General features: G+C 37.4%; 25 protein-coding genes. 15 read left to right on the top strand and 10 right to left on the bottom strand.

Annotated features, from left to right (window positions below; genetic code table 11):
* The 8 genes from H5058_RS14425 to H5058_RS14390 form a co-directional block, all read left to right on the top strand.
* Positions 1-1,061, top strand: a 1,061-nt coding sequence (locus H5058_RS14425; RefSeq protein WP_182678790.1) for a VWA domain-containing protein, incomplete at its 5' end; no start/stop codon positions are given.
* A 125-nt stretch (positions 1,062-1,186) separates the two neighbouring features.
* Positions 1,187-1,450: a hypothetical protein gene (locus tag H5058_RS14420; protein WP_182678788.1), complete on the top strand. Its 264-nt coding sequence runs from the start codon at positions 1,187-1,189 to the stop codon at positions 1,448-1,450.
* Positions 1,451-1,558: 108 nt separating this feature from the next.
* Complete coding sequence (locus tag H5058_RS14415; protein WP_182678786.1) at positions 1,559-2,722, top strand: toprim domain-containing protein; 1,164 nt, start codon at positions 1,559-1,561, stop codon at positions 2,720-2,722.
* Between the two features lie 1,264 nt (positions 2,723-3,986).
* Positions 3,987-4,526 carry a hypothetical protein gene (locus tag H5058_RS14410; RefSeq protein WP_182678785.1) on the top strand — a complete coding sequence of 180 codons (540 nt, stop codon included), beginning with the start codon at positions 3,987-3,989 and terminating at the stop codon, positions 4,524-4,526.
* Between the two features lie 266 nt (positions 4,527-4,792).
* The gene (locus tag H5058_RS14405; RefSeq protein ID WP_182678783.1) at positions 4,793-5,275 is read left to right on the top strand and encodes a hypothetical protein; all 483 of its coding nucleotides are present in this window, start codon (positions 4,793-4,795) and stop codon (positions 5,273-5,275) included.
* 73 nt (positions 5,276-5,348) lie between these two features.
* Positions 5,349-5,783: a hypothetical protein gene (locus H5058_RS14400; RefSeq protein ID WP_182678781.1), complete on the top strand. Its 435-nt coding sequence runs from the start codon at positions 5,349-5,351 to the stop codon at positions 5,781-5,783.
* A 93-nt stretch (positions 5,784-5,876) separates the two neighbouring features.
* Positions 5,877-6,791, top strand: a complete 915-nt coding sequence (locus H5058_RS14395) for a hypothetical protein (RefSeq protein ID WP_182678779.1) — start codon at positions 5,877-5,879, stop codon at positions 6,789-6,791.
* 2 nt (positions 6,792-6,793) lie between these two features.
* A complete protein-coding gene (locus tag H5058_RS14390) occupies positions 6,794-6,964 on the top strand; it encodes a hypothetical protein (RefSeq protein ID WP_182678777.1) in 171 nt (56 codons plus the stop codon).
* Between the two features lie 73 nt (positions 6,965-7,037).
* Here the strand turns inward: H5058_RS14390 and H5058_RS14385 are convergent, their stop codons facing one another.
* From H5058_RS14385 to H5058_RS14355, 7 genes are all read right to left on the bottom strand, one after another.
* A complete protein-coding gene (locus H5058_RS14385) occupies positions 7,038-9,575 on the bottom strand; it encodes an ATP-binding protein (RefSeq protein WP_182678775.1) in 2,538 nt (845 codons plus the stop codon).
* Between the two features lie 217 nt (positions 9,576-9,792).
* The gene (gene torR, locus H5058_RS14380) at positions 9,793-10,524 is read right to left on the bottom strand and encodes a two-component system response regulator TorR (RefSeq protein WP_182678773.1); all 732 of its coding nucleotides are present in this window, start codon (positions 10,522-10,524) and stop codon (positions 9,793-9,795) included.
* A 175-nt stretch (positions 10,525-10,699) separates the two neighbouring features.
* Positions 10,700-11,377 carry a DUF2913 family protein gene (locus H5058_RS14375; protein WP_182678771.1) on the bottom strand — a complete coding sequence of 226 codons (678 nt, stop codon included), beginning with the start codon at positions 11,375-11,377 and terminating at the stop codon, positions 10,700-10,702.
* Positions 11,378-11,465: 88 nt separating this feature from the next.
* Positions 11,466-12,008 (bottom strand): hypothetical protein, encoded by a 543-nt coding sequence (locus H5058_RS14370; protein ID WP_182678768.1) that lies wholly within the window; start codon positions 12,006-12,008, stop codon positions 11,466-11,468.
* Between the two features lie 42 nt (positions 12,009-12,050).
* On the bottom strand, positions 12,051-13,127 hold the full coding sequence (locus tag H5058_RS14365; RefSeq protein WP_182678766.1) for a hypothetical protein: 1,077 nt from the start codon (positions 13,125-13,127) through the stop codon (positions 12,051-12,053).
* A gap of 56 nt (positions 13,128-13,183) precedes the next feature.
* Positions 13,184-13,483: a hypothetical protein gene (locus H5058_RS14360; RefSeq protein ID WP_182678764.1), complete on the bottom strand. Its 300-nt coding sequence runs from the start codon at positions 13,481-13,483 to the stop codon at positions 13,184-13,186.
* A gap of 104 nt (positions 13,484-13,587) precedes the next feature.
* Positions 13,588-14,613 (bottom strand): recombinase RecT, encoded by a 1,026-nt coding sequence (locus H5058_RS14355; RefSeq protein ID WP_182678762.1) that lies wholly within the window; start codon positions 14,611-14,613, stop codon positions 13,588-13,590.
* Positions 14,614-14,774: 161 nt separating this feature from the next.
* Between H5058_RS14355 and H5058_RS14350 the strand changes: the two genes are divergently transcribed.
* Positions 14,775-15,920, top strand: a complete 1,146-nt coding sequence (locus tag H5058_RS14350) for a cache domain-containing protein (protein WP_182678760.1) — start codon at positions 14,775-14,777, stop codon at positions 15,918-15,920.
* Between the two features lie 8 nt (positions 15,921-15,928).
* Here H5058_RS14350 and H5058_RS14345 read toward each other — a convergent pair whose 3' ends face one another.
* The gene (locus H5058_RS14345; RefSeq protein WP_182678758.1) at positions 15,929-16,774 is read right to left on the bottom strand and encodes a recombinase RecT; all 846 of its coding nucleotides are present in this window, start codon (positions 16,772-16,774) and stop codon (positions 15,929-15,931) included.
* A 26-nt stretch (positions 16,775-16,800) separates the two neighbouring features.
* On the bottom strand, positions 16,801-17,475 hold the full coding sequence (locus H5058_RS14340; protein WP_182678756.1) for a recombinase RecT: 675 nt from the start codon (positions 17,473-17,475) through the stop codon (positions 16,801-16,803).
* Positions 17,476-17,758: 283 nt separating this feature from the next.
* Here H5058_RS14340 and H5058_RS14335 point away from each other — a divergent pair, with 283 nt between their 5' ends.
* The 6 genes from H5058_RS14335 to dsbD all read left to right on the top strand — a co-directional run bounded on the left by H5058_RS14335 (position 17,759) and on the right by dsbD (position 23,955).
* Positions 17,759-18,463, top strand: a complete 705-nt coding sequence (locus tag H5058_RS14335) for a hypothetical protein (protein ID WP_182678753.1) — start codon at positions 17,759-17,761, stop codon at positions 18,461-18,463.
* Positions 18,464-18,478: 15 nt separating this feature from the next.
* A complete protein-coding gene (locus tag H5058_RS14330) occupies positions 18,479-19,027 on the top strand; it encodes a metal-dependent hydrolase (protein WP_182678752.1) in 549 nt (182 codons plus the stop codon).
* Positions 19,028-19,039: 12 nt separating this feature from the next.
* Positions 19,040-19,537: a hypothetical protein gene (locus H5058_RS14325; RefSeq protein WP_182678750.1), complete on the top strand. Its 498-nt coding sequence runs from the start codon at positions 19,040-19,042 to the stop codon at positions 19,535-19,537.
* A gap of 131 nt (positions 19,538-19,668) precedes the next feature.
* Positions 19,669-21,606: a Calx-beta domain-containing protein gene (locus H5058_RS14320; protein WP_182678748.1), complete on the top strand. Its 1,938-nt coding sequence runs from the start codon at positions 19,669-19,671 to the stop codon at positions 21,604-21,606.
* Positions 21,603-22,133: a DUF1566 domain-containing protein gene (locus tag H5058_RS14315; RefSeq protein WP_182678746.1), complete on the top strand. Its 531-nt coding sequence runs from the start codon at positions 21,603-21,605 to the stop codon at positions 22,131-22,133. The genes H5058_RS14320 and H5058_RS14315 overlap by 4 nt, the downstream gene beginning before the upstream one ends.
* A gap of 76 nt (positions 22,134-22,209) precedes the next feature.
* Positions 22,210-23,955: a protein-disulfide reductase DsbD gene (dsbD, locus tag H5058_RS14310; protein ID WP_182678744.1), complete on the top strand. Its 1,746-nt coding sequence runs from the start codon at positions 22,210-22,212 to the stop codon at positions 23,953-23,955.
* 90 nt (positions 23,956-24,045) lie between these two features.
* Here the strand turns inward: dsbD and H5058_RS14305 are convergent, their stop codons facing one another.
* Positions 24,046-24,678 (bottom strand): hypothetical protein, encoded by a 633-nt coding sequence (locus tag H5058_RS14305; RefSeq protein ID WP_182678742.1) that lies wholly within the window; start codon positions 24,676-24,678, stop codon positions 24,046-24,048.
* Positions 24,679-24,698: the final 20 nt, after the last annotated feature.

Below are 24,698 nucleotides of genomic sequence, written 5' to 3'. Positions count from 1 at the left end.
GCGATGACAACCAATCTGGCGACTCTAGCGATGATAACCAATCTGGCGACTCTAGCGATGATAACCAATCAGGCGACTCTAGCGATGACAACCAAACAGACAATTCAAAAAGTTCAGATGAAAAGGACAAAAGTGGTTATTCACTTAATGCCTGTTCAGATGATATTCAAAGCGCTCTTGACGCTGACGAAGATGAATTAATCTGTGATTTACATAAAAAAATACGTGAGTTAATGGAAGAAAAGGCTGAAGAATTTGAGCAAAAATTTGTAGAAGAATTTGACGCTACATATTTTGCACCTGCTTTACCATTTCCATGTAAGAAATCAGCAAATGCATCCGGCATACCTGACTGGGTTACCGAGGCTCGCATGAACTCTCAACGTATTAAAACAGTGCTTCATAGCATTCTTTATGATCGTAACAAGAGTAAACGCAGTTTTGATAAACAAGGTACTGATTTATGTTCAGGTGCTATTTGGGGAGTTAAAGCAGGTAATAGTCGTATTTTTCGAACCGATGCAATCACTAGGGCACCAAACTCAGCGTTTACTATTTTAGTAGATAAGAGTGGCTCTATGGGTTTTTCGGATATGAGAACAGCGAATGTTGCAGCTTACTCTATAGCGCAAGCACTAGAGTTTTTGAAAGGTACTGAGTGTGAAGTTTTATACTACCCGTTTGGTAGTTATGACGAACCTCATAACCATGTTGCTAAGGCTTTTAACGAGCGTATGGCATCAGTAACTTCAACTAGCTTTAATGTGCACGCTAATGGCGGTACACCAACAGCAGAAGCGCTTTTGGGAGCAGTGACAAACCTGATTCAACGTAAGGAAGAAAGAAAAATTATTTTTCTTATTACTGACGGAGATACAGCAGGTCCAAATGTCAAAGCGGCTTTACAAGAGTGTGATGTTTTAGGCATTACTGTAATAGGCATTGGGATTAAAACTGGTGAATTATCCGGTTTTGAAAACAGGCCAACAATGTTAATCGACCAGTGTGCAGACCTAGCCCCGGCTATGTTTAACTTTCTGCGAGATTACTACCAAGCTTAACTATTTAGTAGTTAGGTAAACAAACCAAAAACCAAACTTTTATACCCAAGAGGGGTGACCATTCTACTCCCTCTTGGGATCAGTCCGTGGTCACTCCCTCTACTTAATTCCGTGGAGGAAAAACAATGTTAGTGACTATTACTGAAAAATATACAAATGGCGTTTATACAAAAGTAGCAACAACTGTTGAAAATGGTACAGATCGTGTTCTAGGTGTTTTCATGTGTTTTGGTGGTCGTTTTAAAGATCAGCTTAGCAAGTTTGAAGATGGCATGAATAACATCAGCATCATTGAAACAACGGCAGATGCTATAAGTATAAAAGGCACATTAAAACTGGATACACCAGTTATTGAATCGAGTATGCAAGAAGCAGAGGTCATGGCGTAAGCCAGCCTCTGTAACAATCGCCGTAAGGACTACCAAAGATTCCGAGTGGCGGGGTTTTTGGAGTCCTTGCGGGGATTTTAAATTTTTGACTTATTCGGAGTAATAACAATGTATTCAGCAAATCAATCTAAAATATCAAAGGTACGTGCTTTAGCAGATGGTAATTGGGACCGCGTTTTTTCAGCTTACTCACAATTATCTACAGCAGTAAATAAAGCACCAAGACAAGTACCTTGTCCAACAACTACAGGCAGTAAATCTAGCTCGACCAAGTTCCGTCTTTTTAAAGACTGGGTACAAACTGGTGGCGCATATCACAACGACGAAGGGGCAATGCCTGACGGAATCGAAGTGGTTGCATGGCTAGAGCGCTGTAGTAAATCTCAGGCTATGGATAGTATTGTTAGCATTCTTGGTGGTGACATCAGGAGCGTTACTAATACCCATATCCAGCAAAAACAACAGCAAATGCAGACAGTAAGGGAGCAATATTGTAGTGAAGAAGAAAAAATTGAGCGTATGAACCGTGTTCGTGCAATAGCTCAAACTTCTATTCCTGCAGCAAATGCTCCAGAGGTTCATGCATATTTAAAAAGTCGTGGTTTAAAAGGTGATTTTAGCAAGCTACCTCATTCGCTTAGGTACCATAATCGGTTGCGTTATCCAATAAGCTTTCGTGAAGAAGGTGATAAACGTGATCCATGGTACTCAGCTTTGATAGGCACATTTAAAGATAAAAATGGTAATAACACATCGTTACACCGTACTTTTCTTAAAAATGGAAAAAAAGCACCAGAAACAAAAACCAAACTTTTAATGTCTCCGCCGTGGGATATTAGAGGTGGCTATATAGATATGGATAAACCAGTAATATTTACAGGTGAAGACAATGAGCCAATGGCTTTAATTGGTTACTGTGAAGGAATCGAAACTGCTTTAGCAATTCGAGAGGGCACAGGAATACCAATGAGGCCTCACTATTCAAGCTCTTTACTAAAGCTTGCTAGTGGCATTGTTGTAGGTGGTATACCAAAAAGTCGAACCATTATTACTCTTTGGGGTGATAAAGATAGATCATTGGACGGCCAAAACACCGTAAAAGAACTTGCTGAACGCTTAAGTAAAGAAGGTTATATCGTACAAGTACACATACCAGAAATGGAAATACCAGCTAATGCAAAGTCAGTAGATTGGTTAGATGTGTATGTTCAAGAGGGCGCAGATGGCTTTCCTGTTGAACTCGATAAATCGGTTGCCGTAAATGCTTTTTAACAGACACATTGTTAATCACAATAAAATAAGCAGGAATATCAATGCCTTTATGGGTTGGTTTTCTTGCTTATCTGTTAATCATTGCGGAGGCTTTATTTATGCTGAAATTAACGTGCACAAAGATGCACTTCGTCCTGACTCCCTGTTGCTCAACAACAAGGAGTTAGGCCCCTTAATGGGTTTGAAATATTAATTCCAAGTTTATATGCCATGTATGCTTTGAATTAATATTACAAAATTAACACTCCTTACTTCCTTTCTCATTAGAAGCCTAGCTTCCTATCACACCATATTTTTGGATCGCTGATAGATGTTTAATTAAGTAAGTTTTTCAACCAATACTATTTCAGTACCTTTCTGTTTTAGTTTTTGTTGATACCCAGTAGAAGAACGCTACTTTAAAATTGTTCTGGTGAATGCTCAACACCCACCTTGATCATTTGTGCCTTATCGTTTTACGACAAGATACATTATAAATAAACTCTAGTTAGGACCTCCCTTATTAGAATAATAATTTTACTCGCTCTAATATTTTAAATACTAGACATATAAACCAACTCGAAGGTACTACTGACCTTTGGGCTGTATTACTTGCATTAATTTGAGGTAATACGATGAATAATAAAACTTTAGAAAACACCCCGCATTTTATTAGTGATATGAATTAAATTTTAAGTAGGTCTGGCATTTCTTTAAAATATGAAAATGACTGTTTTTACTTAAAATATAACTCGAATCAACAAACTAATAATATGAAAGCAAGCGAATCACTTAAACTAGTTATTCAAGGGCTTTTCAATGCATGGTTTTCCGATTTTATGCCCTGTTACAATGATGAAAATGATTGTTTCTGGCCTGAGAAAAACCGTTATTTAGTTTGTATTTATGATCTTAAACGTGAGCTTCATAGATATAAAATTATAACTACTACCTGTACAAAATTCGCTGTTTTAATGGATAAGATAATTTGTACCTTCGGTTACAATATTTGCTCACCATTAAAGCTTCTTTTTGTAAAAAACTGGTAGATGAACAAATGATTATGCAATTTGCAAACGGTAAGAATAAGCATTTGTGGGATTGTATTTACAAAAATAGTGATCAATATACTGTTGAGTCAAATACATACACTTCAAACGCTGAATATTACTTAGTAGATGAATATTTATTGCAAAAATCACTTTAACCAACCCGAGGGTAATACTTACCTTTGGGTAGTATTTCTCTCTTTATTTAACCAAAAACCATTCTGTGGAGAAATACTATGTCTATTAACAATATTATTGAATTAATGAAAGCGCACTCAAACCAAATCGAACTTCCTGTTAACTATAAATCTGACATTGAAATCGATTTTGAAATTTTAAATAAGTACGGAAACATCAAATATATTTGGATGCTTCGTGAAAATGGTTCATTACTTTTTCCTTTACAGGTCGGAGCAAGTGAATTTCATTTGAAATATTATTTAGAGAGAGATCGCACAGCTCGTTTTTTTCACATTACTTCAATACACAACCAGTTATTTAAAGAACTAAAACATCATGAAGTTTTAAAGCTTATTGCTGAAGAACCGATACGATTTAGTGAAATAAATACCCGTGAACATTTAATTAAATCAGTTACTTTATTACTTTCAGATACCAATGTTGTTTCAGCTGCATTCGATACACCGAAATATGGCTCAGAAGCAATGTATTGGCATGACTGGAAAAATTGGTTTTCAAGAACTAACCCTCAAATGGAAAAAGTTATGAAAAAATCAATAGCCATGCTAAATGAATTTAATCTCGCTTCTGCTTAATTAAACCAAAACCTTAAACCTTAAACCATAAACCAACCCAACCGGGGTAATAACTCCGTTGGGAGTATTGCCCCCTTATTTTGCTCTGGAGGCAATCATGGAAATATTTATCTTAGCAGCGTGTGTACCTATGGCATATTTAATTTCTCGACCAGTTATGGCGGCTCTTGATGTGCTAGGTTTTTGCTAAATATTTAATTTAACCCAAAGGGAATTTCAGCCCTTCGGGTCTGTTGCTCCCTTAATTTCCTGTGGAGGAACTGAAAATGTCATTACATAACTTTATACAATTGTCACATCGAATAGAGGCAAGCCGACTTAAAGAAATCAATATTCAGAATATGCCTGAACAATTACGCTCGATTGCTGAGCCCATTGTTGAGCCTAAACGCTGTTATGATAATTCATTTAAGTTAGCTACCTCATTAAACGCCACTTATGTTTTAGGGATCTATTGCAAGACAATACCTATTGAACATGCTTGGCTAAAGATAGGCGATAACTATTACGATCCAACATTAGAAATAGTTTTAAATGATACAGCTGGCAAATACCTGTCTTTGGTTGAGCTATCTGAAGCAGAGCTATTTAATACAATGATTGAGATCGATGAGGTTACGGATAAAGGCGTTTACCCACCAATGTTTGAAACAATTAAATATCACACCAATTTTCGTGATTTATTTATTTCAGATGCTGGCCGGTTAAGAGAGCTTTATCAATCTAGTATGACAATAACTATAAACTAAAAACCCTTGAGGGCTAAACACGCTCAAGGGAGTAGTGTTAGCTAAGCCCTCATAAATTGTGGAGGAAATACCAATGCTAACTACTAAAGATATTAGTTCAGAATTACCTACAGTATTAAACGAGTCTTTTCGTTTACCGATGCCAGGTGATTTTGTTCAAGTGAATGAGTCTAAATACACTGATGTTCCAACCGGTTCATTAGGAGTAATTTTGGGCAATTCTAATTACTTTAAAACTGAATATGATATTTGTTTTAATCCTGTACCTTGCCCTTGGCTTACCAACACACATTACTCAAGCTCAATAACAGCGGCTGGTGGTTGTATGTTGCCTTTGGTGGATGCTGAGCTGTTGATGCAGTCTAATCTACTAGTAGAGAAAGAGTTTTATTCTCCTTCTAAAGCTATTAGTAAAATCAGATGCAATGTAAAAGTTTGGTATATCGACTTACGTTCTTATGAACGTGCCGGTAAGCTAAATACTTTTATACACAATAGTAAAAACTAATTTATAAACCAGTAAAATAAACCAACCCAAGAGGGGAAGCCAATTCCTCTTGGGATTGTCTTTCCTTCAAAAATTTCCGTGGAGGAATTACAAATGATAGCTATATTAGAAAAATACTTTAACTTGCAACTTACTGCTTTTGGTTATGACGATATTGCTTTAGAAGATGGACTATCTTGGCAATTGAATTACAGCCAAGGTGACGGACTTAAATTCCCGTATGCCACCCTACATAGCACAAGCATTCACGAATTAAGTGATCGCTTGCTTAAAGGGAAAACGAAAGCAGCAGTTACACGTGCCATTAAAAAAGGTTTGGAAATATCTATTGGTGGCGCGTTTCCAGCACATCTTGAAGAATTTCATTGCTCACCTGAGCTAACTAATGTGGAGCGAGAGGCCTGTGAAGAATTTATATCTTTCATAGATAAGGATCTTCACGACCTCGAAAGGCAGCTTACAAGTGATGGTTATGCAATTTTAGATTCTACTCCACCAGAGTTTGAACCTGAAACTGCAATTAAACGTGATCTTGGTCGCTTTCAGCTTATTGTTAAAAAGACACACTGTGGTAGCTTTTCAATTGTTGATGATGATGATTATTTTTTAAATGATATGAAATCGATTATCAACAAAGAAGCTGAGTATTTTGACTTACAAATTTGTCTACTTGATAGGCAGAATAATAACTCAAAATTAGCCACAAGGTATCTTGGTAGCTGCTCAATAGGACCAACTGAAAGCGTAATAAAAGCTTATAGTTGTTACATTAGAGAAATGGTTGCTGAAATGGTTGATGAAGCAAGAACAGATCTGAACTTAAGGAATGTTAAGCGTGATAAACAAATGCGAGACAAAATTGAAGCTGACCGACTTTTATTACAAAAGCGAGCAGCTGAAGCTAAAGCCGAAAAAGATCGTATTAAGCAAGATAAGCTTAATGCTCAAATACTTTCAATTTGGCAGGGCATAACCTTAAATTCTCAATCAGCTTTTGCAGGAGTATAAAAATGAAGTTTTTAACATACATACAGTTTAAGAAGATTTTATCTAATCTTTTAAAAACTGAATTAAATTTAGATGTTACTGAACTCGATGAAAGCTCAATAATCACTTCTTATAATGACGGATGGACGCCGCATGAACATATGGAAATGATTTTGGCTCAAAATAATAATTAGGTAATAAGATTAAACCAAGGGGATGCTTTCGCATCAGTGCTTTTGCACAACCCTTGGTTTTTTTTTGCTTAAATTATTGTGGGTAGTGCTCTTGCAATATAGATACAGATAAGGTGAAAAGGGCAGTTACATTGTCTTTTAACTCTTTAATCAAAGGCTTTGGCGAATCAATTAAGCATTTCTCTTCTAATGTGTCACAGGCTTTATGCAATGCAATTAAACCTGTATTGCCCGCAGAGCTTTTTAAATTATGTGATAAATTAGCTAAGGTAATTAAATCATCTGTTGCTTGGATTTTATCGATTAGCTCCGCACCATGAGATATGAATTTGCTGACAATCTGAAGCACTAATTCAAGCCCTAGCGCTTCCTCGTCAAATTCAAGTACACTTTTATCAAAGTAACTTACATGGCTAGGCTCGCTGGTTTTTGGTGGCTCTATATCGTTGTAAGGTATATGCATGTAGCTTGGGCCTATGTGCTCAACAAATACTTTTTTTAATGTTTTCTCTAAAAGCTCTAATTTTACAGGTTTACCAATAAACCCATCTAAACCTGCATCCATATAAGATTGAATTTCATGTCTGAAAACATGGGCTGAAAACGCTATTGTTGGTAAGTGAAAGCCAACTATGTTTCTCAGTTGAGTGGTCAATGTAATGCCATCAGTATCGGGTAGGTTTATATCCATTACAACTATGTCTATTTTGATTTTATGTATTATCTCAGTGGCTTCTTTACCTGTACCGGCCACATATACCTTATGGCCAAGTTTTTCTATCAACCCAACTGCAACCATTATATTAGTAGGGTTATCTTCAACTAATAATAAATCAAGGCTAGGCATGTTGATTTGCTTTTGACTAGCGTCTGTTTTTAAATCAGTGGATTCGCCTTCTCTAAAAGGTAGTGTGAAGAAAAACTTACTGCCTTTCCCTTCAGTGCTTTCTACATTTAAATCACCACCTAAGAGCTGTACATAACGATTGCTTATTGCCAATCCAAGACCCGTTCCGCCGTAAGTGTGCCGAGCTTGCTCAAAAGGCTGGAAAAGTTTTTTCAAATCAGTATTTGATAAACCTATGCCTGTATCAACAACATCAAATTGAAATCTATTGCTGCCATTAATATGGGTGACAAAAAGCTTTACTGAGCCCTCATCAGTGAATTTAATGGCATTGCCCACTAGGTTGAATAAAATCTGCGATAGCTTGCGTGAGTCGCCATATAGTAAGTCTGGGCAGTGCTCTGAGAAAATAGTGGTTAATGAAATATTTTTTTTAATTGCAGTAGCTTCAAGTGAAAGTTTTAAATCGTTTACTGTCTCACGCAAACTAAAATTTGAGTTGTAAATACTTATATGGCCGGCTTCTATCTTTGAATAATCAAGTACGTTATTTAAAATAGTCATTAAAATAGAGCCTGAATTAGCAATTACCTTTGTGTATTTATCCTGCGTTACATCAAGGGGTGTATCTTGCAGTAATTCAATAGTCCCTATTATGCCATTCATAGGCGTTCTAATTTCATGGCTCATATGAGCTAAAAAATCCGACTTAGCTTTGCTGGCTGCTTCTGCGGTTGACCTGGCATATGCATGCTGCTTAACTTCTTGGGCTAGAAGGTTGTTAGCCTGAGTTAACTGTGCTGTTCTTTGGTCAACTATTTCCTTTAGTTCTCTCTCGCTGTCCTGTAGTTTCTTGGAGTTTTGCTTAAACACATGCAATGCCGAATTTAAAATAGCTATTTCATCATTTTTCCTTACAGGTATATCAACGAGCAAGTCCCCATTAGTTAATTTATTAACTATTTTTACCGTATTATTGAGTCGTAGAAGTATATTTATAAAAATATACTTAATGGTATAGGCAAATACGAATAAGAAAAATATTGTTAGGTATATCTGAACTCGGCTTGTGTGGTTTGTGAGATCTGCAATAGTAATGAAAGAGGCTCTTGCATCAAAATGTGTCTTATCAACAATGAAGTCTACCTGTTGACTCAATACAAAGAGGTCCTCTTTTAGTAACCGCTGGTGGTTCTCTATCATATCATCTAAATTTAGCTTTTTACTAAGTAGCAAAACTAGTTGTGATACGTCCTTTTTAGAGAGGCCTAATATATTTGCTAACCTACTTTTAAGCTCTGCGTCAGGCATCCCCTGCAAGCTGGTTTCGATATGTTCTAAATTTGTGCGCAGTAAACTCTCAAGGTGCGTTAACTCATCAATAGTGTCGGTTTGTACTAGCTCTCTAGCTTTATACTTAGCTATTGTTGAATTTAGCGTTATATAAGTTGTTATATCGTTTTCAGCCTGTGGGCTAGATGCTGGGGTTGTAAGTTGTAGGTTGAATTCATTTAAATTGGATAATATTTCATTGAATTTATTATTAATGGTGAACTCAAGGCTAACATACTCCTGAGCTGTATTAGTTCCACTATCCAATTGAGCAACAATATTTAAATATGACTTATTAAGAACATCTTTTTTTTGACCCCGCTGTAACTCTGTAAGCAACTTTAATAGACTTGCTAGCAGTTTTTTAATAGTTTCTTCATGCTGCTTCAAGGTCAATATATTAGGTGAGTTAAGCATTTTATCTGAAAGCATAAAAATTTCAGAATCTAGCTCGCTAATTTCGCCGGCAACAATTAAGTCCGGTAGAGTTTGCTCAACAATTACAGATTTTTCGTCACTAATAGTGTCGAACGAATACCACCAAACAACAAGAGAGGTTGCGTATGATAAAAATAAAACTAATGAAGCTGTAAGTAGGCGAGGGCCAATACTCTTGGTTTTGAATCTAAGCAAAAGGTTGTTTCACTTATTATTTAACATCAGCAGAAAAAAAGTAACCTTCGCCATGGCAGGTGGCGAAAATTCTAGGTTTTTTCCTATCATCTTCCATTTTTGCTCGTAACCTCCGCACTAAAACATCAATGGTTCTATCAGAAGGCGAGTCAGTTCTATGGCTAATAAGGCTTAACAAACGCTCACGGCCCATTACTTCAAAGGGATGTGTTATGAAGGCTAAAAGTAATTCAAACTCGGCTTTAGTGATTTCAATCGATTCATTGTTTTTTTCTAAAGTCCTCTTTTTTACATCTAACTTAAAATCGAGGAAGCTATATACTGAATCGTCTTTTTCTAGTTGTGCCCACGCAGTTTCGGCTTTATATAATGCATCACGAGTTAGTTGAATGCGCCATAAAAGGTTTCGTGCTCTAACTAGAAGTTCACGCATGTTAACCGGCTTCATAACATAATCGTCAGCACCAACCTCCAAACCAAGGATCACATCAATCTGGTCGGTTTGTCCGGTTACCATTATAATAGCTATATCGGAAGTGGCCCTTAATTTTTGAGCTATCTGAATGCCATCTATACCAGGCAATTTTAAATCGAGAACTATTAGATCTATTTTATTACAAGTCAGTATGGAGTTCATTTCATTGCTATCAGTGGCTTCAAAGACAGTATAGCCAGCCTGCTTAAAATAATGTGCTGTTTTAAGTCGCTGTACTGCATCGTCTTCAACTATAAGCGTTTTGTAACCCATGTTTATAGCACCTTAGCCTAGAATAAAGAGGTGTTGAACAATCAAGAAGTTGTATCAACGTAATAATTTGCTGGACTATAACGCTTTCAACATGCGTATGCAAAATATGAGCAGAGTCTTTTGTAACCCAGTGAAAGCATTATAAAGCCAGCAATACTAATGAAGCATTGTATAGCTACTGCAAAGGCATGGGCTTGGCAGTAGCTGGTGCAGAATTGTTTGGCCATATGGAAAATTTATATTGTTTTTTTCCTTTGTAAGTATTTTGATCTTCTAAAAATAAAATAATACCTGAATCATAAAACTTCTTTACTGCCTCACTTACATTATTGCTATTTATCATCAGCGATATAGGTGAGGAAAATCTGCCTACGTTATCAAATAGCTCAAGATGCTCTTTTAATATAATAGCCGTGCTATCTGCAGTGCAGTTGTATGAGCCCTCGTTCTGCCAGTCTCGTTCAAGTCCGATTTCAGTACACCAGCCTAACTCCTGCAGGGCTGTACTAGCGTTTAAAATGCGTCGCTTGAAGCTACTAGGTAATTTTCTAGTTTTATGTGCAAGCTGGCAATACTGCTTATAAATAGACTCTATATTAAACTCAAGCTTAGCTATGAGAGCTTTTTTAGTGCCTGAATAATGCCATATATCTAGTTCATTATTCATGGTACGGCCAAATCGAAGTTCTGCTTGTGCCTTTTTAGCCCAGTTCGCAATGAATTTATTAGCTTTAATCCGGTTGTTCTGCGGAACATCACCATTTTGTTTAGCTAATTTAAGTGCGATTAAAGCGCACCATGCAACGTGTCCAATTAATTTTGCCTCAACTTCATTTCTGTAAAAACTTTGCATTTTTGGTACCTAAATAAAAACCTATTTTAATGTTATTTTAAATCCCGCAAGTATTGGGGTTGAAGCCATTTGATGTATTAGGCTTTAATTAATCATTCTTAAAGTTGTAAAACGAAAGGCCGTCATTATCAGGGCTAGCATCCAACGTATCTAAAATCTCAGTAACAAGTTTATTGGCGTCGTAATAATCTTGCCTAGTGAGCGTGATCACATGAATGCCTGAATCAGATAAAGCTTTTGCTGACTCAAGCTGCCTGTTTGAGTTAGTCATCCACACTAGGCCACCAGCAGTTAAAAACACCGCCAATTTCGGCTTTAGAGTCTGCTTATCAAGCAACAAAATATCTATAACAGCATCAAAGTGTAGGGGGTCAACCTTATGATTGGCGATGCACTGTACAGATGTTCCAAACTGCACATGAAAGAAATCTCCAAGTCGCTCCAACGCACTGAGATACAACTTAACCTCTGATGGGTCACCCGGTAAGCGGCATGAGCTTGCATCCCAGCCATTATTACTCGGTAAAGTTTTGGAGTTTTTATGTTTGTTTGCTTTACTTAACCTGACTAAAAGTAAGAAAAAGCATAATGTTATTATTAATATAACAATCGAGTTAGATATAGAAAACATATTAAACGCTCTGTATTAAACGTGTAGTTTATAGTAACTAAGCTATACATCAAAGCGAGAATAAATGCTTTGTACCTGCTCATGAGCCTGTGTAGACATTGGTTTGCTGTCATAGCCCATTTGCCTAGCTAAACTTGCTGGCATCACTGCCTCTTCACAATTACTAAGTTTTGATTTAATGTGTAAATTACTTAACGCTCCCAACTCAACGCCAGAGAATAACGCTAAAACATTATCAAGCGGCTCTAGCTTCAAATGAGGTGGCACAATCGCTTCACCAACCACAATGGGTAAACCACCTATTATTGAGCTTAAAGTAACCAAACCACTCGTACTTATTGACGCAACCTGTAAATGCACCTCTTGCTTGAAATCCATTATAAACCTCTTACCTTTATTTAATTCTTGATGATTACTAGTAATTTCAACTAGTGAACCGTCCCGTTTAGCTTCCACAAGGAGCTGCATTTTATCGCCGGTATTAAAGCCTGCATTAGCAATGCTTATGTTTTTTATAGGCCGCTTGATGTAACTCTTCAATAAGCTATACCGTTGGCAAACACCAAGATCTAAAACGCTGCCATTTTCAATGAGAACATCAGTTAACTGCAAAGTGCTTGTATGCAAATCAAGGCACGCTTCAAACACTAAGTTATTCGCTTCTATGCATTCTTTAAGCAAGTACAGCGAACGAATTAAAGCTGGTGGAGTAGGGATAACCTTGCTGTCATGCGTCACCAAAGAAACTACTTGATTACCTGTATCGCTCAGAATCAACTTAACTAGTGAACCATTAGATATTTTCTTAAAAACATACTTGTCACTTTTAGATTTACTTAATATTTCACACTTATCTATAACTTCAGACTCTCTGGATACCTCTTTGGCCATAAACACATATGAACTAACATAAACTAAAGGTATTGTGCTTTTAGCTATTTCATACCCTTTACGAATAAAACCATCTACCTCATTCAATATAGCTTGATAGGCTTTACGCGCAGGAATGGCACTTAAACCCAAGGAGCCAAAACGCTTGTTTACAACACCATTACTTAAAATCTCAACAACCTCTAAAACATAACCATATTTACCACCGAGACAATTTAAAACTTGCATTTCCCCAGTGCCATTAACAAGAGTTACTGAACTCTCTAAATGCATTTACTCGCCCTCTAATGTATATGCGCAGCAGCTGCAAATAAGGTTGATTTGACATTAATATCAACATTTAAATCCACATCAACAGCCATTAACGTTGTTAGCTCATGATTAGCGATAGCAGAATCCCGGACGCCTTCTAGCATATCTAATGACGATTTATGACCAACAAGGGTTTCAACTGACTGTGTGGCAATAGCAACCAGTTTGTTTAAAACCATTTCTCCCTCTGAAGCATTAGTTGCTCCACACTCATCAAGTAAAGAAGCAATAAGTTTTTTTGTTAATAATTCAACTGTTTTAGGTGAAAGCATGTTTATCTCGTTATTAATTTTAGTTTTATAAGGTTATATAAGGCTGTTATAGCAAACAGCCTTTAAATATTTATGGCGCTAGTTTAGCCATTTTTAAAAGCACACTAAGCATAGTTAGGGCTTGGGTATTGCTCCGCCCCAATGTAAGAGTTGGCATCATGCGTACCTACAGGCTTTTCAAGAACCTCTTGAGTGGTAGCATCTACATTCTTCAGGTAGTTTTGTAGGTTTGTAACAAGTGACGACTGCGGTGAAGCAGTAGGTATAGGCCAATCGTTAAAGCCTTGCCTAATAATGGTTTTACAGGCCATTTTTTCAAACCATGCACCCCAAACGCCGCCTTTAGAAAGATCTCGAATTTTATGCAACATAGTTAAATTTACTGGAGTGCATAAGAAACTTCCATCAGGCCTTCTAGCTAAACAGTAGCCACCTTTTAATTCACCACGGTTGCTTTCAAAAGGGTCAAAATCATGCTTTGGCTTAGAAAAGCGGTCAACCCATTTAAAATCGTCATTTGCGTAAACTAACTCAGCTACTGCAGAATCAATTGCGCCACTATCAATACCTAAGCGGCGTAAGCCTCTATATGATGGCTCTAAATGACACTCTAAGCGACTAGCTTTCGAGTTCCAGCGCGGCACCAAATAGGCCAAACCTAATTGCGGGTTTAAAGTTAGCCCGCTATTAGCAACTAGAATAAGTGCTTTAGATATAGAGTCTTCACTAGCAGATGCTAAAGAGAAGTCTTTATTGTTTGTGTTGTTGTAATTAGCTTCAATCAATTGCTGTGCATAAATGCATTCTTCGAAAAACTTAACCTCCAACCCATTAGCTCCAACAATTCCCTCAAACGCTTCTTTAGTGCTTTCTAAAATGCGCTTAATAACAGTGAAGTCAGCTGGTGCAGCCTGTCTCGTATTTTTACTAGGGTACGATTTACGCTGATTGTTAGCAGGGTACTTGTTCCCACCTTGTGGGTAATTAGCTTGCTGATATTGATTAGCAGGCATAGCGTTATTATTAGAACCATTCTGATGCTGGTTAGAATGCTGATGGCTATTAGCCTGAGCATTTTGTATAGGTCTAGCGTTTTGGTGTTGCAGGTTTTGTTCATCATAGTTATTCATGTTTTATTGCCCTTGCATTTATCTGATACAAACAAGATTACGATGGGTTCGTAAACGCGCAACCCCCTTTTTCATAAGTTTTCATTATTATTCACAAGTCATATGTTGTTATTTAAGGTGTAGCAGTATACTTTCTGTGTTTTTGTATGATGGGAAATAAAATGCATAGTGGAAAAGCGTGGGTTAAATTTGCTTATATCCCAATCACGCTAATACTTACGTTTGCTGTAGTTTTAATTACCATTCTTGCAATTCATGACTCAAGTTCTAATTCTTCTATTTTAGAAAAGCACAATGATATTTATTTATCCCGAATGGAACTGGCTATCAAGCCACTGGCTAAGCAGTTAAAGGATGTTGAATTAGTAGCAACCCAGCTACAGCAGAATATATTGAATGTCATATCAGACGACGAGCTTTTAGAAAGCGCTAAGCGCAAAAAAGCTATGGAAATATCCAAAGACACACTTCACTCAAACTTTTCTATTTTTGGTGTTTACACAATTTTTGAATCAAACAAATTTGGAACTGATAACAAATACATTAGCAATGCGAATTTTGGTGGTAACGAAATTGGTCGCTTTACTCCATACTTCACTCTTACAGATAGTGGTAGAACAAACACAACGATTGAACCTGAAAGTTCATTTAAGTTTAGTTATAAAAACAAGCTAGGTATGGACAACAACCACTGGTACTCATGTGTTTTCAAGGAAAGAGCAGCTTGCTTTATCCCACCCCATGAAGCTTTAGTGGATAATAAGAATATCAATTTGCTATCGATAGCATTGCCAATATTTTCACATGATGAAGTCATAGGTGTGGTGGGTGTTGATATTCGGCTAACAAACATAACCAGGTTGGTGTCATTACTTAGTGACATAGTTTTTGAGGGAGGCGCCCATTTGCTACTTACCGAAAAGAATGGGGCGGTAATCGCGGACTCACAATTAACTTTAGGCAATGATATACCTTTTTCAAGGTTATCTGACAGCCTACAGGCTTATGAGAAACTAATTGATAAAGATATAAGCACAAGCTATTTTGACACATTAAATAAAGACCTTTACATTCAAGTGCCAATACAGCTCATGAAAGAAAAAACGATTTTCAGGATGTTTGCAAAAATAAAAACGAAACTGACAATCAAAGAACGGCTGCTTAATATAAACCTCAAACCAAGACAACTAGATCAGCTTGCTATTTATATAATAATTGAAGGCTTGATGATTACGATTTTAATTTTTATAGGTTTCAAGCTATTAAACGGCCTTAAATTACAATTAAAAAGGAAAAAAGGGCGTTAAGCCCTTTGTTAGTTAATATAGAGCTGTTGTTGCTCTTGAGCAGGTGGTGGTGTTTGCTTAACTCTATTTTTAAAAATGGTCTCAGCTCTAGTAACACCTTGGTTTGAGGTTTTGCTACTAACAGACTTATACTGGCTAGCTATTGCCTTTCTTTCAGTTGATTCATATAAATCCATATCATTATCAGTTAAAAACTTAGCCGCTGATTGCAGCCGGCCATGGTAAGAACTTACTAAGGTGTGGAGAGCCCTTTTTAATACTTGTTTTTTCCTAAATTCGTCCGAGAACACACCAAACCAAGCGCTATTACCGCTCATGGATGCAACTTGATCTAATTCAGCTGCTGACATTTTAGTTGTTAAGTAATCACCTTTTGGTGTGCAGATAGTGCATAGAGCACCTACTACTGGGCCGCGATCACCAAACAAATCATCAATAATAATTTGTGGTTTACTAGTTATATCATTTGATAGGCGTACTTTATCAGCTTTATGGATAACCATTGTTGTAATGTGTGAAATAGCACCTGCCTCATTACATAAATGGAGCAACCCTTTATAGGTTACATGAAGCTTGCAAAGTACCTGGCCGGAACTATTAATTTCTGGAACAATCATGACATGATCTAATTGAGGCGACAGGGATAAACCTAGAGAAGCCGCATTAATAAGAGAATGCGCAACACTAGTTACGTTAATCTTAGTGATCGGGTATTTAGCAAGCACGTTATTTTCAAAAATCCTTACTGCTAAATTAGATTCAACCTCAAAGCTTAAGTGTGAATAATTATTTTGATTAACAATTGTGTTGTAACTTTCTTCAATTGCATTAATTGCGTTCAATATGTTGTTCATAAGTAATAACCTAAATAGAGTAAAAGTTAGTTAAAAATATCTAAATCTAAATCACGTGTAACTTTTTTAAGAACTTCTAAACGAGTCCCACTTTTAGCAGGTATGTTTTTCAAGGCTCTTTTAATTACATGAAACGCACCGACTAAATGAGCGGGTAGGTATGCCTGCAAACCCGTTAGGCTTATTATTTCATCAATTTCATCACGATTAATTACGGTAATTATCTGATCTTTATTTTGCATTTCTAGTATGCAAATAGTCCCCTTAACATCTTCAAAGCTGTCATTAAAAACATTTATTGTTTGCTCACAACCAAAGCCCATAACATCACCCTCTAAGCGAGCTTTGCATCCGTTTAAAGTATTTGTTAGTGCCAGCACCGAAAATGACTCCAAACTTGATATAACTTTTAAAATACCCTTTAGGGAAAGCCTTAAACTGAACTTTGTACCACCGCTAACATTTACTCTCTCAATAAAGCACAACTGCTCATCAGGCGATAGGGATAAACCAAGTAGAGCTGCATTCACGATTGATGAAATAAAGCTTAGTTTCGAGCAATTATTTAAGTTATTAATATCAACCGATATAGAGGTTGAATTAGCAGCAAATGCCAACTCCTTATCAACATCTAGCAATATTTTGTTTTTTAAGTATTCATACTTAACTTTATCGAAACAGTTAATTAATTCATTCTGCATTGATTTACGTCTTTATTAATTAGTTGAGTATTAATAGTCGCACTAAGTTGGAATCGCGCAACCCACCAATTAAACAAAAGCCTGTAACAATAAATGCAAATAATATTTACAGTAATAAACGCAGTTATATTGTGTTCATAACTTTTCACATCTATTAACCTCTTATACTTAACATAAATGCATAATGAACATATCAACTAAAATAAATATTGTTTTAGGGGGTTGCGCGATTAAAGAGTTGGGTAAGAATGTAATAGTATTTACATCTAAGGAAATAAAAATCATGTTACAAATAAATGCAAGCCGTAAACTTTTAACTCTATCAGTCGCTGCAACATTACTAATTTCAGGTTGTGCTTCAAACGACCCAATTGAGGTTTATGTTGAGCGTCAGCAAGACATTGTTGAAAAGCAAAATAAAGAAGCTCAAGAAGTGTTTAGTGCAGTACCTAAGTGGTTCTTATCGCCACCACAAAATGATGATGCTGGCATATACGCTGTAGGTACGGCAACATCAAATAATTTGCAGTTCACAATGAACCAAGCAAAATTAAATGCTGAATTCACTTTAGCAAAAAATTTAAATCAAGAGGTTTCAGGTCGAGAGCGTGCTTTTATGCGTTCAGGCTCACAAGGTAATGTTGAAAGTGACGCAGAATCAGTAGTAACAAAGTTTGTTGATTCAGCTGATATTGTTGGTGTGAACACCGTTGAAAATGATGTTCAACTAGTTAATGGCAAATATACTGTATACACGCTATTACATCTATCGTATGACCAGCAAGCGACCATATTATCTCGAAAAGCTGGCAATGCTACTCGTGTTGCTGCTAAAGAAGCATACTCTGAGATAGAAGCAGAAGTTCGACGTCGTGCTACTGAGAAAAAAGCGGCTGAAACTACCGCTGTGCCTGTTGAGCCAAAACAGACAGAAAATAACAAAGGTTCTTTAATTAATAGTACAAATCAAGTAACAATTAATCGTTAATTATGGTGGTAGTTCATGCTTGGTAAAAATCATGCTACTACTGCCATTGCAAGCTGGGTGCTGTCTAGTAGTTACCTGCTAGACCACCAACCTCAAGCTTTAGAGGCATTGCTTTTAGCTGTGGTTGTTGGCTTTGGTTCACTTCTTCCAGATGCCGACCATCCTGACTCCCTTTTAGGGCGTAGAGTAAAGTTTATCTCCGTACCACTAAGCTACTTGCAAGGTGATAGGGCGATACTTCCATGGAGTGAGCATACACATAGTCGAGGTATAACTCACTCGATATGGGCATTATTAGCGTGCTACTGGTTAGTTGCAACACAGCAGGATTATGCAACAGCCTTAGCTTTTGGGTTTGCCGCACACTTAATAGGTGATGCATTAACACCAGCAGGTGTAAGGTTATTATGGCCTATTTCGACTACTTTTAGGTTCCCCCTAACTTTCAGAACAGGTGGTTTTGTAGAGTACGGGTTTACATATGGTTTACTTATAGCTGCGGCAATGCATTTGCTAGGTTTCAATTTATTACACGAGCTTTTTATGCTTGTGGCAAATAGTTAAAAAGGGAAAGGTATGGAGAGTACATTGGTTGCAAGTGATATAAAAATCAACGGGCTAATAACGTCACTTGCTGTTGAAGAGTTTGAAACGCATAGCTCTTTCGATGAGATGCTTCCTGAAGAAGTTATCTCACTATTTTGTAGTGTAGCCCCAGAATTTACAGACTCGGAACTGCAATACGCATTTGACTCAGAAGAAAGCGCTTTGTATTTTACTATTGCGGGCTTAAAAGCTAGCTTTTCGGTTTTTAACACTAACCAATGGGTTAATTGGGCCCAAGGTACAAAAACAGATAGCTTTGTTTTAAGGGCAAGCTTGCCTTCAAGTTATGCTCTAACTCCGCTAGAGGCACTAGAGCTTAACAGGTTACACCCAAGCTTAAAATTTTATCTAACAGATGGTATTGTTATTGTAGAAGAAGCTTACTATTTAGCTCATGGTGTTCCAGTTTTGAACCTGTTAGACCGAGTTTATTCATTTTTAAACAACGTAAATAACTTACCTATGTAATGCAAAGAATTTCATTATAGCCAATTAAAGCCAGCGATTTCGCTGGTTTTTTTTTGCTCTTCAACTTAGAATTACTGCGTATTCAATGATAGGTGTTATATTCGTACTACGAGATCAAAAAGGTGGTTATTATGAAGTTTAAAAAACATGGAGCGGCTTTGGCGGTGTTGGCCGCAGTTAGTTTGGGAGGGTGCTCAAACGAGCTTGAGGACGATATAAATGGAAAAAATGAAGTATTTATATCAATAGAAAAAAACAGCAATGTCAATGAGCCGGAAGACGTGCAATCAACATCTTCGGTAAAAGTAACACTGTCTACGGTAGCAGATAGTGATGTCAGCTTTAAATACGAAGTATACAGTGGTACAGCAACAGCAGACGAGGACTTTAAGGCAGAGCAAGGTTATGGGACCATTAAATCTGGTTCAAGAGTGTTTGAAGTGCCATTTACGGTGTTAGGTGACGAAGTGGTAGAGGGTGACGAAAATTTTTATGTGAAAATTACTGAAGCTAGCCATGCGAAAATTAAAGCGGGTAACGACACCAGCTTAATAACAATTAAAGATAATGATATTGAGGTTTTTTTAACGATTGAAAGCACGAAGAAAATAATGGAGCCGGCGAATGGCGAATTGTCTTCAAGTGTTAAAGTTAACTTATCAAGCGTTGCCAAAAAAGATATTACATTCAATTATGATATTACCGGTATTACAGCAACAGCAGGTATGGACTTCATTGCTGATTCGAGAGAAGTAATGATAAAAGCGGGAGCGCGTTCGTATGAAATCCCGTTTATCGTGCTTGGCGATAGCTTTGATGAAGATGATGAAACGGTTTTAATAAAAATTAAAAATGCAATTAACGCTACGATCAAAGAGAATTACAATAGCAGCACTATAACCATTCAAGACGAAGACGAAGATAGTACGGTTGCATTTGAAACAAGCTTTACAAAAGTAGCTGAGGGAGCAGGTGATTATAAAGTTAAAGTTAACCTCTCAACGGCCTCAGAAAAAGATGTCAAAATACCATTTGTTCTTTCAGGCTTAGCCACTAAAAATCAAGACTATGAACTTAAGACACAAAGCCCAATCGTTGTTCCTTCAGGTGCAAAGCAGGTAACTATCGACCTCGACTTTTTGCCCGATGATATTAAGGAAGGTGGGGAGTCAGTAGTTATTGAGCTGTTATCACCTCAAAACGCTAAGCTGGGTGATGATAATATCATGACCATCTTTATACCCGGTGATATTGGTTTGAATGACACAGGTGTAACTAGTTGGTATGACGGTGAAAGCTTTACTTCAACATCCCCATCTTCTGATTATCCAGGGCAAGATGCTGAATTTGGTCATGATGCAGGTAATAACGTAAGCTACGATGGGGCAGCTGGCCTGTCTTTCACTAAGCTGGATGCTTCCGGTAACGCCTTGCCTAGTAACGCTAATCAATATGAATGTATACAGGACAATAGGACTGGCTTGATTTGGGAGTCAAAACAATCCACCCAAACATTACCTACTTCTTCGGGTAAAGAGCTTAAAGATACAATCGCCCAAATGATTAAAGATGGCAATTACTCTTACCTACCGTCTCATGAAAATTGGCGTGCTGCTAACTACAAATACTATTGGTTTAACAATGACCGGACTAATAATGGCGGTGCAGAAGGCGCGGAGGGATTACGTTTTGTAAACAATAAATATCCAGTTAGCATGAATTGTGCATTTCCAAATGATGAACTACCAAACTACAGCAATTCATTTAGCCACTGCAACACAGAAACGTATGTTAAAGCTATGAACATGAACGCTCACTGTGGGTACAAAGATTGGAGATTATCTGAAATCGATGAATTAAGATCTATTCATAACTACAGAGCGACAGGTGAAGAAGCGGGGGAGGTTGAATATTTCCCTAATACTGCTAATGGTGATTATATTAGCGCTACACCTTCGGCAGATGGAAAAGGCGCTGCGTGGTGCTTATCCACTGTAACTGGTCAGGTTCGCTATTGTAAAAAGCAAGTTTCAAACTTTATTCGCTTGGTACGTGGAGGTGCACAATGAAAAAACTAACATTTGCAATTTGCCTTACTGCTGCGCTTAGCGCCCCTGCTATCGCGCAAACGTGTAAAACTGACAGTATTGCGCCCACACAGAAAGCTGGGCAATTCCTTGATAATGAAGATGGCACGGTAACAGACATAGTTAATGGTCTAGTGTGGAGCAAGTGCTCTTTAGGCCAAACTTTTGCAGATAACTCCTGCACAGGCTCACCAACACACATTCATAGCTGGCAAGAAGCCCTAACCATTACTGAAAACAACAAAGACTATCTTGGTACAACCGGTTGGAGATTGCCAAATATCAAGGAGCTTAGCTCGTTAGTTGAAAGGTCGTGCACAGCTCCCTCCATAAACTTAGAGGCTTTTCCTTCTACGCCACTAGGTGTTTACTGGAGTAATACGTTTGATGCAAAAGGGACAAATTCAGCTAGTGGAATTAAAGCGTTAATCGTTGATTTTACTGATGGAAGCGAATTCCTAAAGGACGTTAATACTCATAGGTTAGTTAGACTAGTAAAACAGTTATAACAACCTATTTGTATTGGCACCACCCAAAGGCTCAATTTAACCTTAAATTGAGCCTTTTTTCAGAAGGTATGTATTAATGAAATTCACCGTTGCAACCATAATCCTAATGGCTGCACTCTTTACTAATAAAGCAAATTCAACTGAACATAAACTCTTAGAACTAAGTCACTCATCTAGTGTTAATACCGCTACTGTATTCAATAACGAATATTCAAACTCTGTATTAAGTGAGGATGAAGCATTTAGTTTCAGCTATATCGCATCGGAAAATCCAATTGTTTTAACGTGGGATATAGCTGATGGCCACTATTTATATCTCGATAACTTTATTTTTCAAAGTGAAAAACTGACTCTAGGGCAAGCAGCATACCCAAATGCAATAGACCATGATGATATTAACTTTGGTACTGTAAAAGTTCTTGAGGGCAACGCTAGCATTAAACTGCCTATATATTCAAATGCACCCGGTAATATAAGTATTACTTATCAGGGGTGCTCGGCTGCCGGACTTTGCTACCCACCAGTTACAAAAGACATATTTGTTGATGCTACCAATATAAATCAGGTAGAAAGCAAAACTTCAAACTCGGTTCTTACCGATAAACTAAAGAGCCAAGGCTTATGGTTAAATCTAGGCTTGTTTTTCTTACTTGGCCTTGGGTTGTCATTCACACCTTGCGTTTTCCCTATGTACCCGATTTTATCTAGCATAATAGCTGGTCAGGGCAAGAATTTAAGCGCTAAAAAAGGCTTTAAACTATCCATGGCATACGTTCAAGGTATGGCTATTACGTTCACGGGACTTGGGTTACTAGTGGCATCAGCAGGATTGCAGTTCCAAGCAGCATTGCAGCAACCAACAGTAATTGTAGCAACGGCTATCTTGTTTGGCGTATTTTCCCTGTCCATGTTTGGTTTTTTCCAGTTTCAAATGCCAACAGCAATCCAATCAAGATTAACCACAGTTAGCAACTCACAAAAGTCCGGCTCTTATGCTGGCTCAGCTGTAATGGGTGCAATATCAGGTTTAATTAGCTCACCTTGCACGACAGCACCTTTAACCGGCGTGCTTATTTATGTGGCTCAAACTGGAGACTTGATAATAGGAGCTGCTACTTTATACATACTAAGTATTGGTATGAGTTTACCTCTATTGATTATTGGAGCAGGTGGCGGAAGTTTGTTACCAAAGGCTGGCTTATGGATGGACAGAGTAAAGTCCTTATTCGGTATCGGTATGCTTGGTATGGCCTTATACATGCTTGATAGAGTTTACCCATTAGAGGTTACTGCAACAATAGCGGCCTCTCTAGTAACAGCGGCTATGGGATACTATTTAGCTCGTTGTACTAAAGGGGTAACAAAAGCCGCCATAATTTTTTCTATTATTTGTACGGTAGCTATACCTGTTTACATTATCCAAAACCCAGTGGGTAGCGGCACATCGGGGGGCGCATCAATACCAAGCAAAGGCGAAACACTTGAAAACATTATTGCTAGAGTAAAAAAGGCGCAAGAATTAGGTAAACCTGTGGTAATTGATTTCTATGCTGACTGGTGCACTACATGCCGAGAAATGGAAAAAGTTACTTTCTCTGACCCCGGAGTCAAAAGCAAGCTTTCTGAAACTGAGTTCATCACGGTAGATGTTACAAAAAACACAGATGACGATAAGGCAATACTAAAAAAACTTGATGTACTTGGCTTGCCGACAGTTGTGCTCATCAACGCTAACGGTGAAGAGGAAAAGGGCAACAGGTTGACTGGCTTTACTGCACCAAATGAGTTTCTAAAAAACCTAAGCTCAATTATTGCTCCATAGTAATTACACATTAAGACCCCAGAAACTTAAAGCTGGGGTTTTATCGTTCTGCATGAACTAAATTATAAAGCGTGAGGGCAGAGTGTAAATTTAAGGTTTATACGTTGCTTCAAACGTTTCAAAACAAAATGGTTTTGATTTTTTTGTAGTTACTCCTCCTCTTTTCCCTGTTTTTTGCAAATATGAAGTTCTGCGAGAAATAAGCTTGTGATATGCATCCTCTAAGGAAAGCCTTGTTTTAGTCCAGTGATGGCTTGATGAGTTCGACAGGAAAATGGGGTGGGGTTCGTTTTGGCCATATTTATCTAAACCTTCCAACACTTGATATATAACACCTTTATTATTTATGGGTGGGTTGTCTAGTAAATAATCAACGGCATGACGTTCATCTTTAGTAATGTGCGTTGCTTTAGATGTATGATACTTCAAGGGAGATAATAATATCAACTCACCTCCCTTTTCAACAGCCAACTGCCTAAAGTTACTAACAAACCGCACAGGGCTTTTTTTAGGATCGATTATTTTTATGTTCCTCTTTGTTTTACCGCACTTTTTGATTTTAGGTACATGTAGAACATGGTCAATTCTTACAAAACAGACACTCGCTTTGCACTTGTCGCAAATAGGATACTCCTTTAGTATGTGACCGTTTTGGATAATGCTGGTGGCGCAATCTGAGCATGCTTTGCATTTTTTTGCTGTATTACAAGGTAAGTATCTCATTAAATAACCTCAAGTTTATT

Source organism: Pseudoalteromonas sp. SR45-4 (genome assembly GCF_014163535.1).
GTDB lineage: Bacteria > Pseudomonadota > Gammaproteobacteria > Enterobacterales > Alteromonadaceae > Pseudoalteromonas > Pseudoalteromonas nigrifaciens.
Note: the sequence above shows the minus strand (reverse complement) of the source record. Positions and strands in the feature narration are given on the sequence as shown.

Coding starts and splice junctions, on each gene's coding strand:
- H5058_RS14420 (WP_182678788.1), top strand. CDS start 1,187: ATGTTAGTGACTATTACTGAAAAATATACAAATGGCGTTTATACAAAA.
- H5058_RS14415 (WP_182678786.1), top strand. CDS start 1,559: ATGTATTCAGCAAATCAATCTAAAATATCAAAGGTACGTGCTTTAGCA.
- H5058_RS14410 (WP_182678785.1), top strand. CDS start 3,987: ATGTCTATTAACAATATTATTGAATTAATGAAAGCGCACTCAAACCAA.
- H5058_RS14405 (WP_182678783.1), top strand. CDS start 4,793: ATGTCATTACATAACTTTATACAATTGTCACATCGAATAGAGGCAAGC.
- H5058_RS14400 (WP_182678781.1), top strand. CDS start 5,349: ATGCTAACTACTAAAGATATTAGTTCAGAATTACCTACAGTATTAAAC.
- H5058_RS14395 (WP_182678779.1), top strand. CDS start 5,877: ATGATAGCTATATTAGAAAAATACTTTAACTTGCAACTTACTGCTTTT.
- H5058_RS14390 (WP_182678777.1), top strand. CDS start 6,794: ATGAAGTTTTTAACATACATACAGTTTAAGAAGATTTTATCTAATCTT.
- H5058_RS14385 (WP_182678775.1), bottom strand. CDS start 9,575: ATGCTTTCAGATAAAATGCTTAACTCACCTAATATATTGACCTTGAAG.
- torR (WP_182678773.1), bottom strand. CDS start 10,524: ATGGGTTACAAAACGCTTATAGTTGAAGACGATGCAGTACAGCGACTT.
- H5058_RS14375 (WP_182678771.1), bottom strand. CDS start 11,377: ATGCAAAGTTTTTACAGAAATGAAGTTGAGGCAAAATTAATTGGACAC.
- H5058_RS14370 (WP_182678768.1), bottom strand. CDS start 12,008: ATGTTTTCTATATCTAACTCGATTGTTATATTAATAATAACATTATGC.
- H5058_RS14365 (WP_182678766.1), bottom strand. CDS start 13,127: ATGCAAGTTTTAAATTGTCTCGGTGGTAAATATGGTTATGTTTTAGAG.
- H5058_RS14360 (WP_182678764.1), bottom strand. CDS start 13,483: ATGCTTTCACCTAAAACAGTTGAATTATTAACAAAAAAACTTATTGCT.
- H5058_RS14355 (WP_182678762.1), bottom strand. CDS start 14,613: ATGAATAACTATGATGAACAAAACCTGCAACACCAAAACGCTAGACCT.
- H5058_RS14350 (WP_182678760.1), top strand. CDS start 14,775: ATGCATAGTGGAAAAGCGTGGGTTAAATTTGCTTATATCCCAATCACG.
- H5058_RS14345 (WP_182678758.1), bottom strand. CDS start 16,774: ATGAACAACATATTGAACGCAATTAATGCAATTGAAGAAAGTTACAAC.
- H5058_RS14340 (WP_182678756.1), bottom strand. CDS start 17,475: ATGCAGAATGAATTAATTAACTGTTTCGATAAAGTTAAGTATGAATAC.
- H5058_RS14335 (WP_182678753.1), top strand. CDS start 17,759: ATGTTACAAATAAATGCAAGCCGTAAACTTTTAACTCTATCAGTCGCT.
- H5058_RS14330 (WP_182678752.1), top strand. CDS start 18,479: ATGCTTGGTAAAAATCATGCTACTACTGCCATTGCAAGCTGGGTGCTG.
- H5058_RS14325 (WP_182678750.1), top strand. CDS start 19,040: ATGGAGAGTACATTGGTTGCAAGTGATATAAAAATCAACGGGCTAATA.
- H5058_RS14320 (WP_182678748.1), top strand. CDS start 19,669: ATGAAGTTTAAAAAACATGGAGCGGCTTTGGCGGTGTTGGCCGCAGTT.
- H5058_RS14315 (WP_182678746.1), top strand. CDS start 21,603: ATGAAAAAACTAACATTTGCAATTTGCCTTACTGCTGCGCTTAGCGCC.
- dsbD (WP_182678744.1), top strand. CDS start 22,210: ATGAAATTCACCGTTGCAACCATAATCCTAATGGCTGCACTCTTTACT.
- H5058_RS14305 (WP_182678742.1), bottom strand. CDS start 24,678: ATGAGATACTTACCTTGTAATACAGCAAAAAAATGCAAAGCATGCTCA.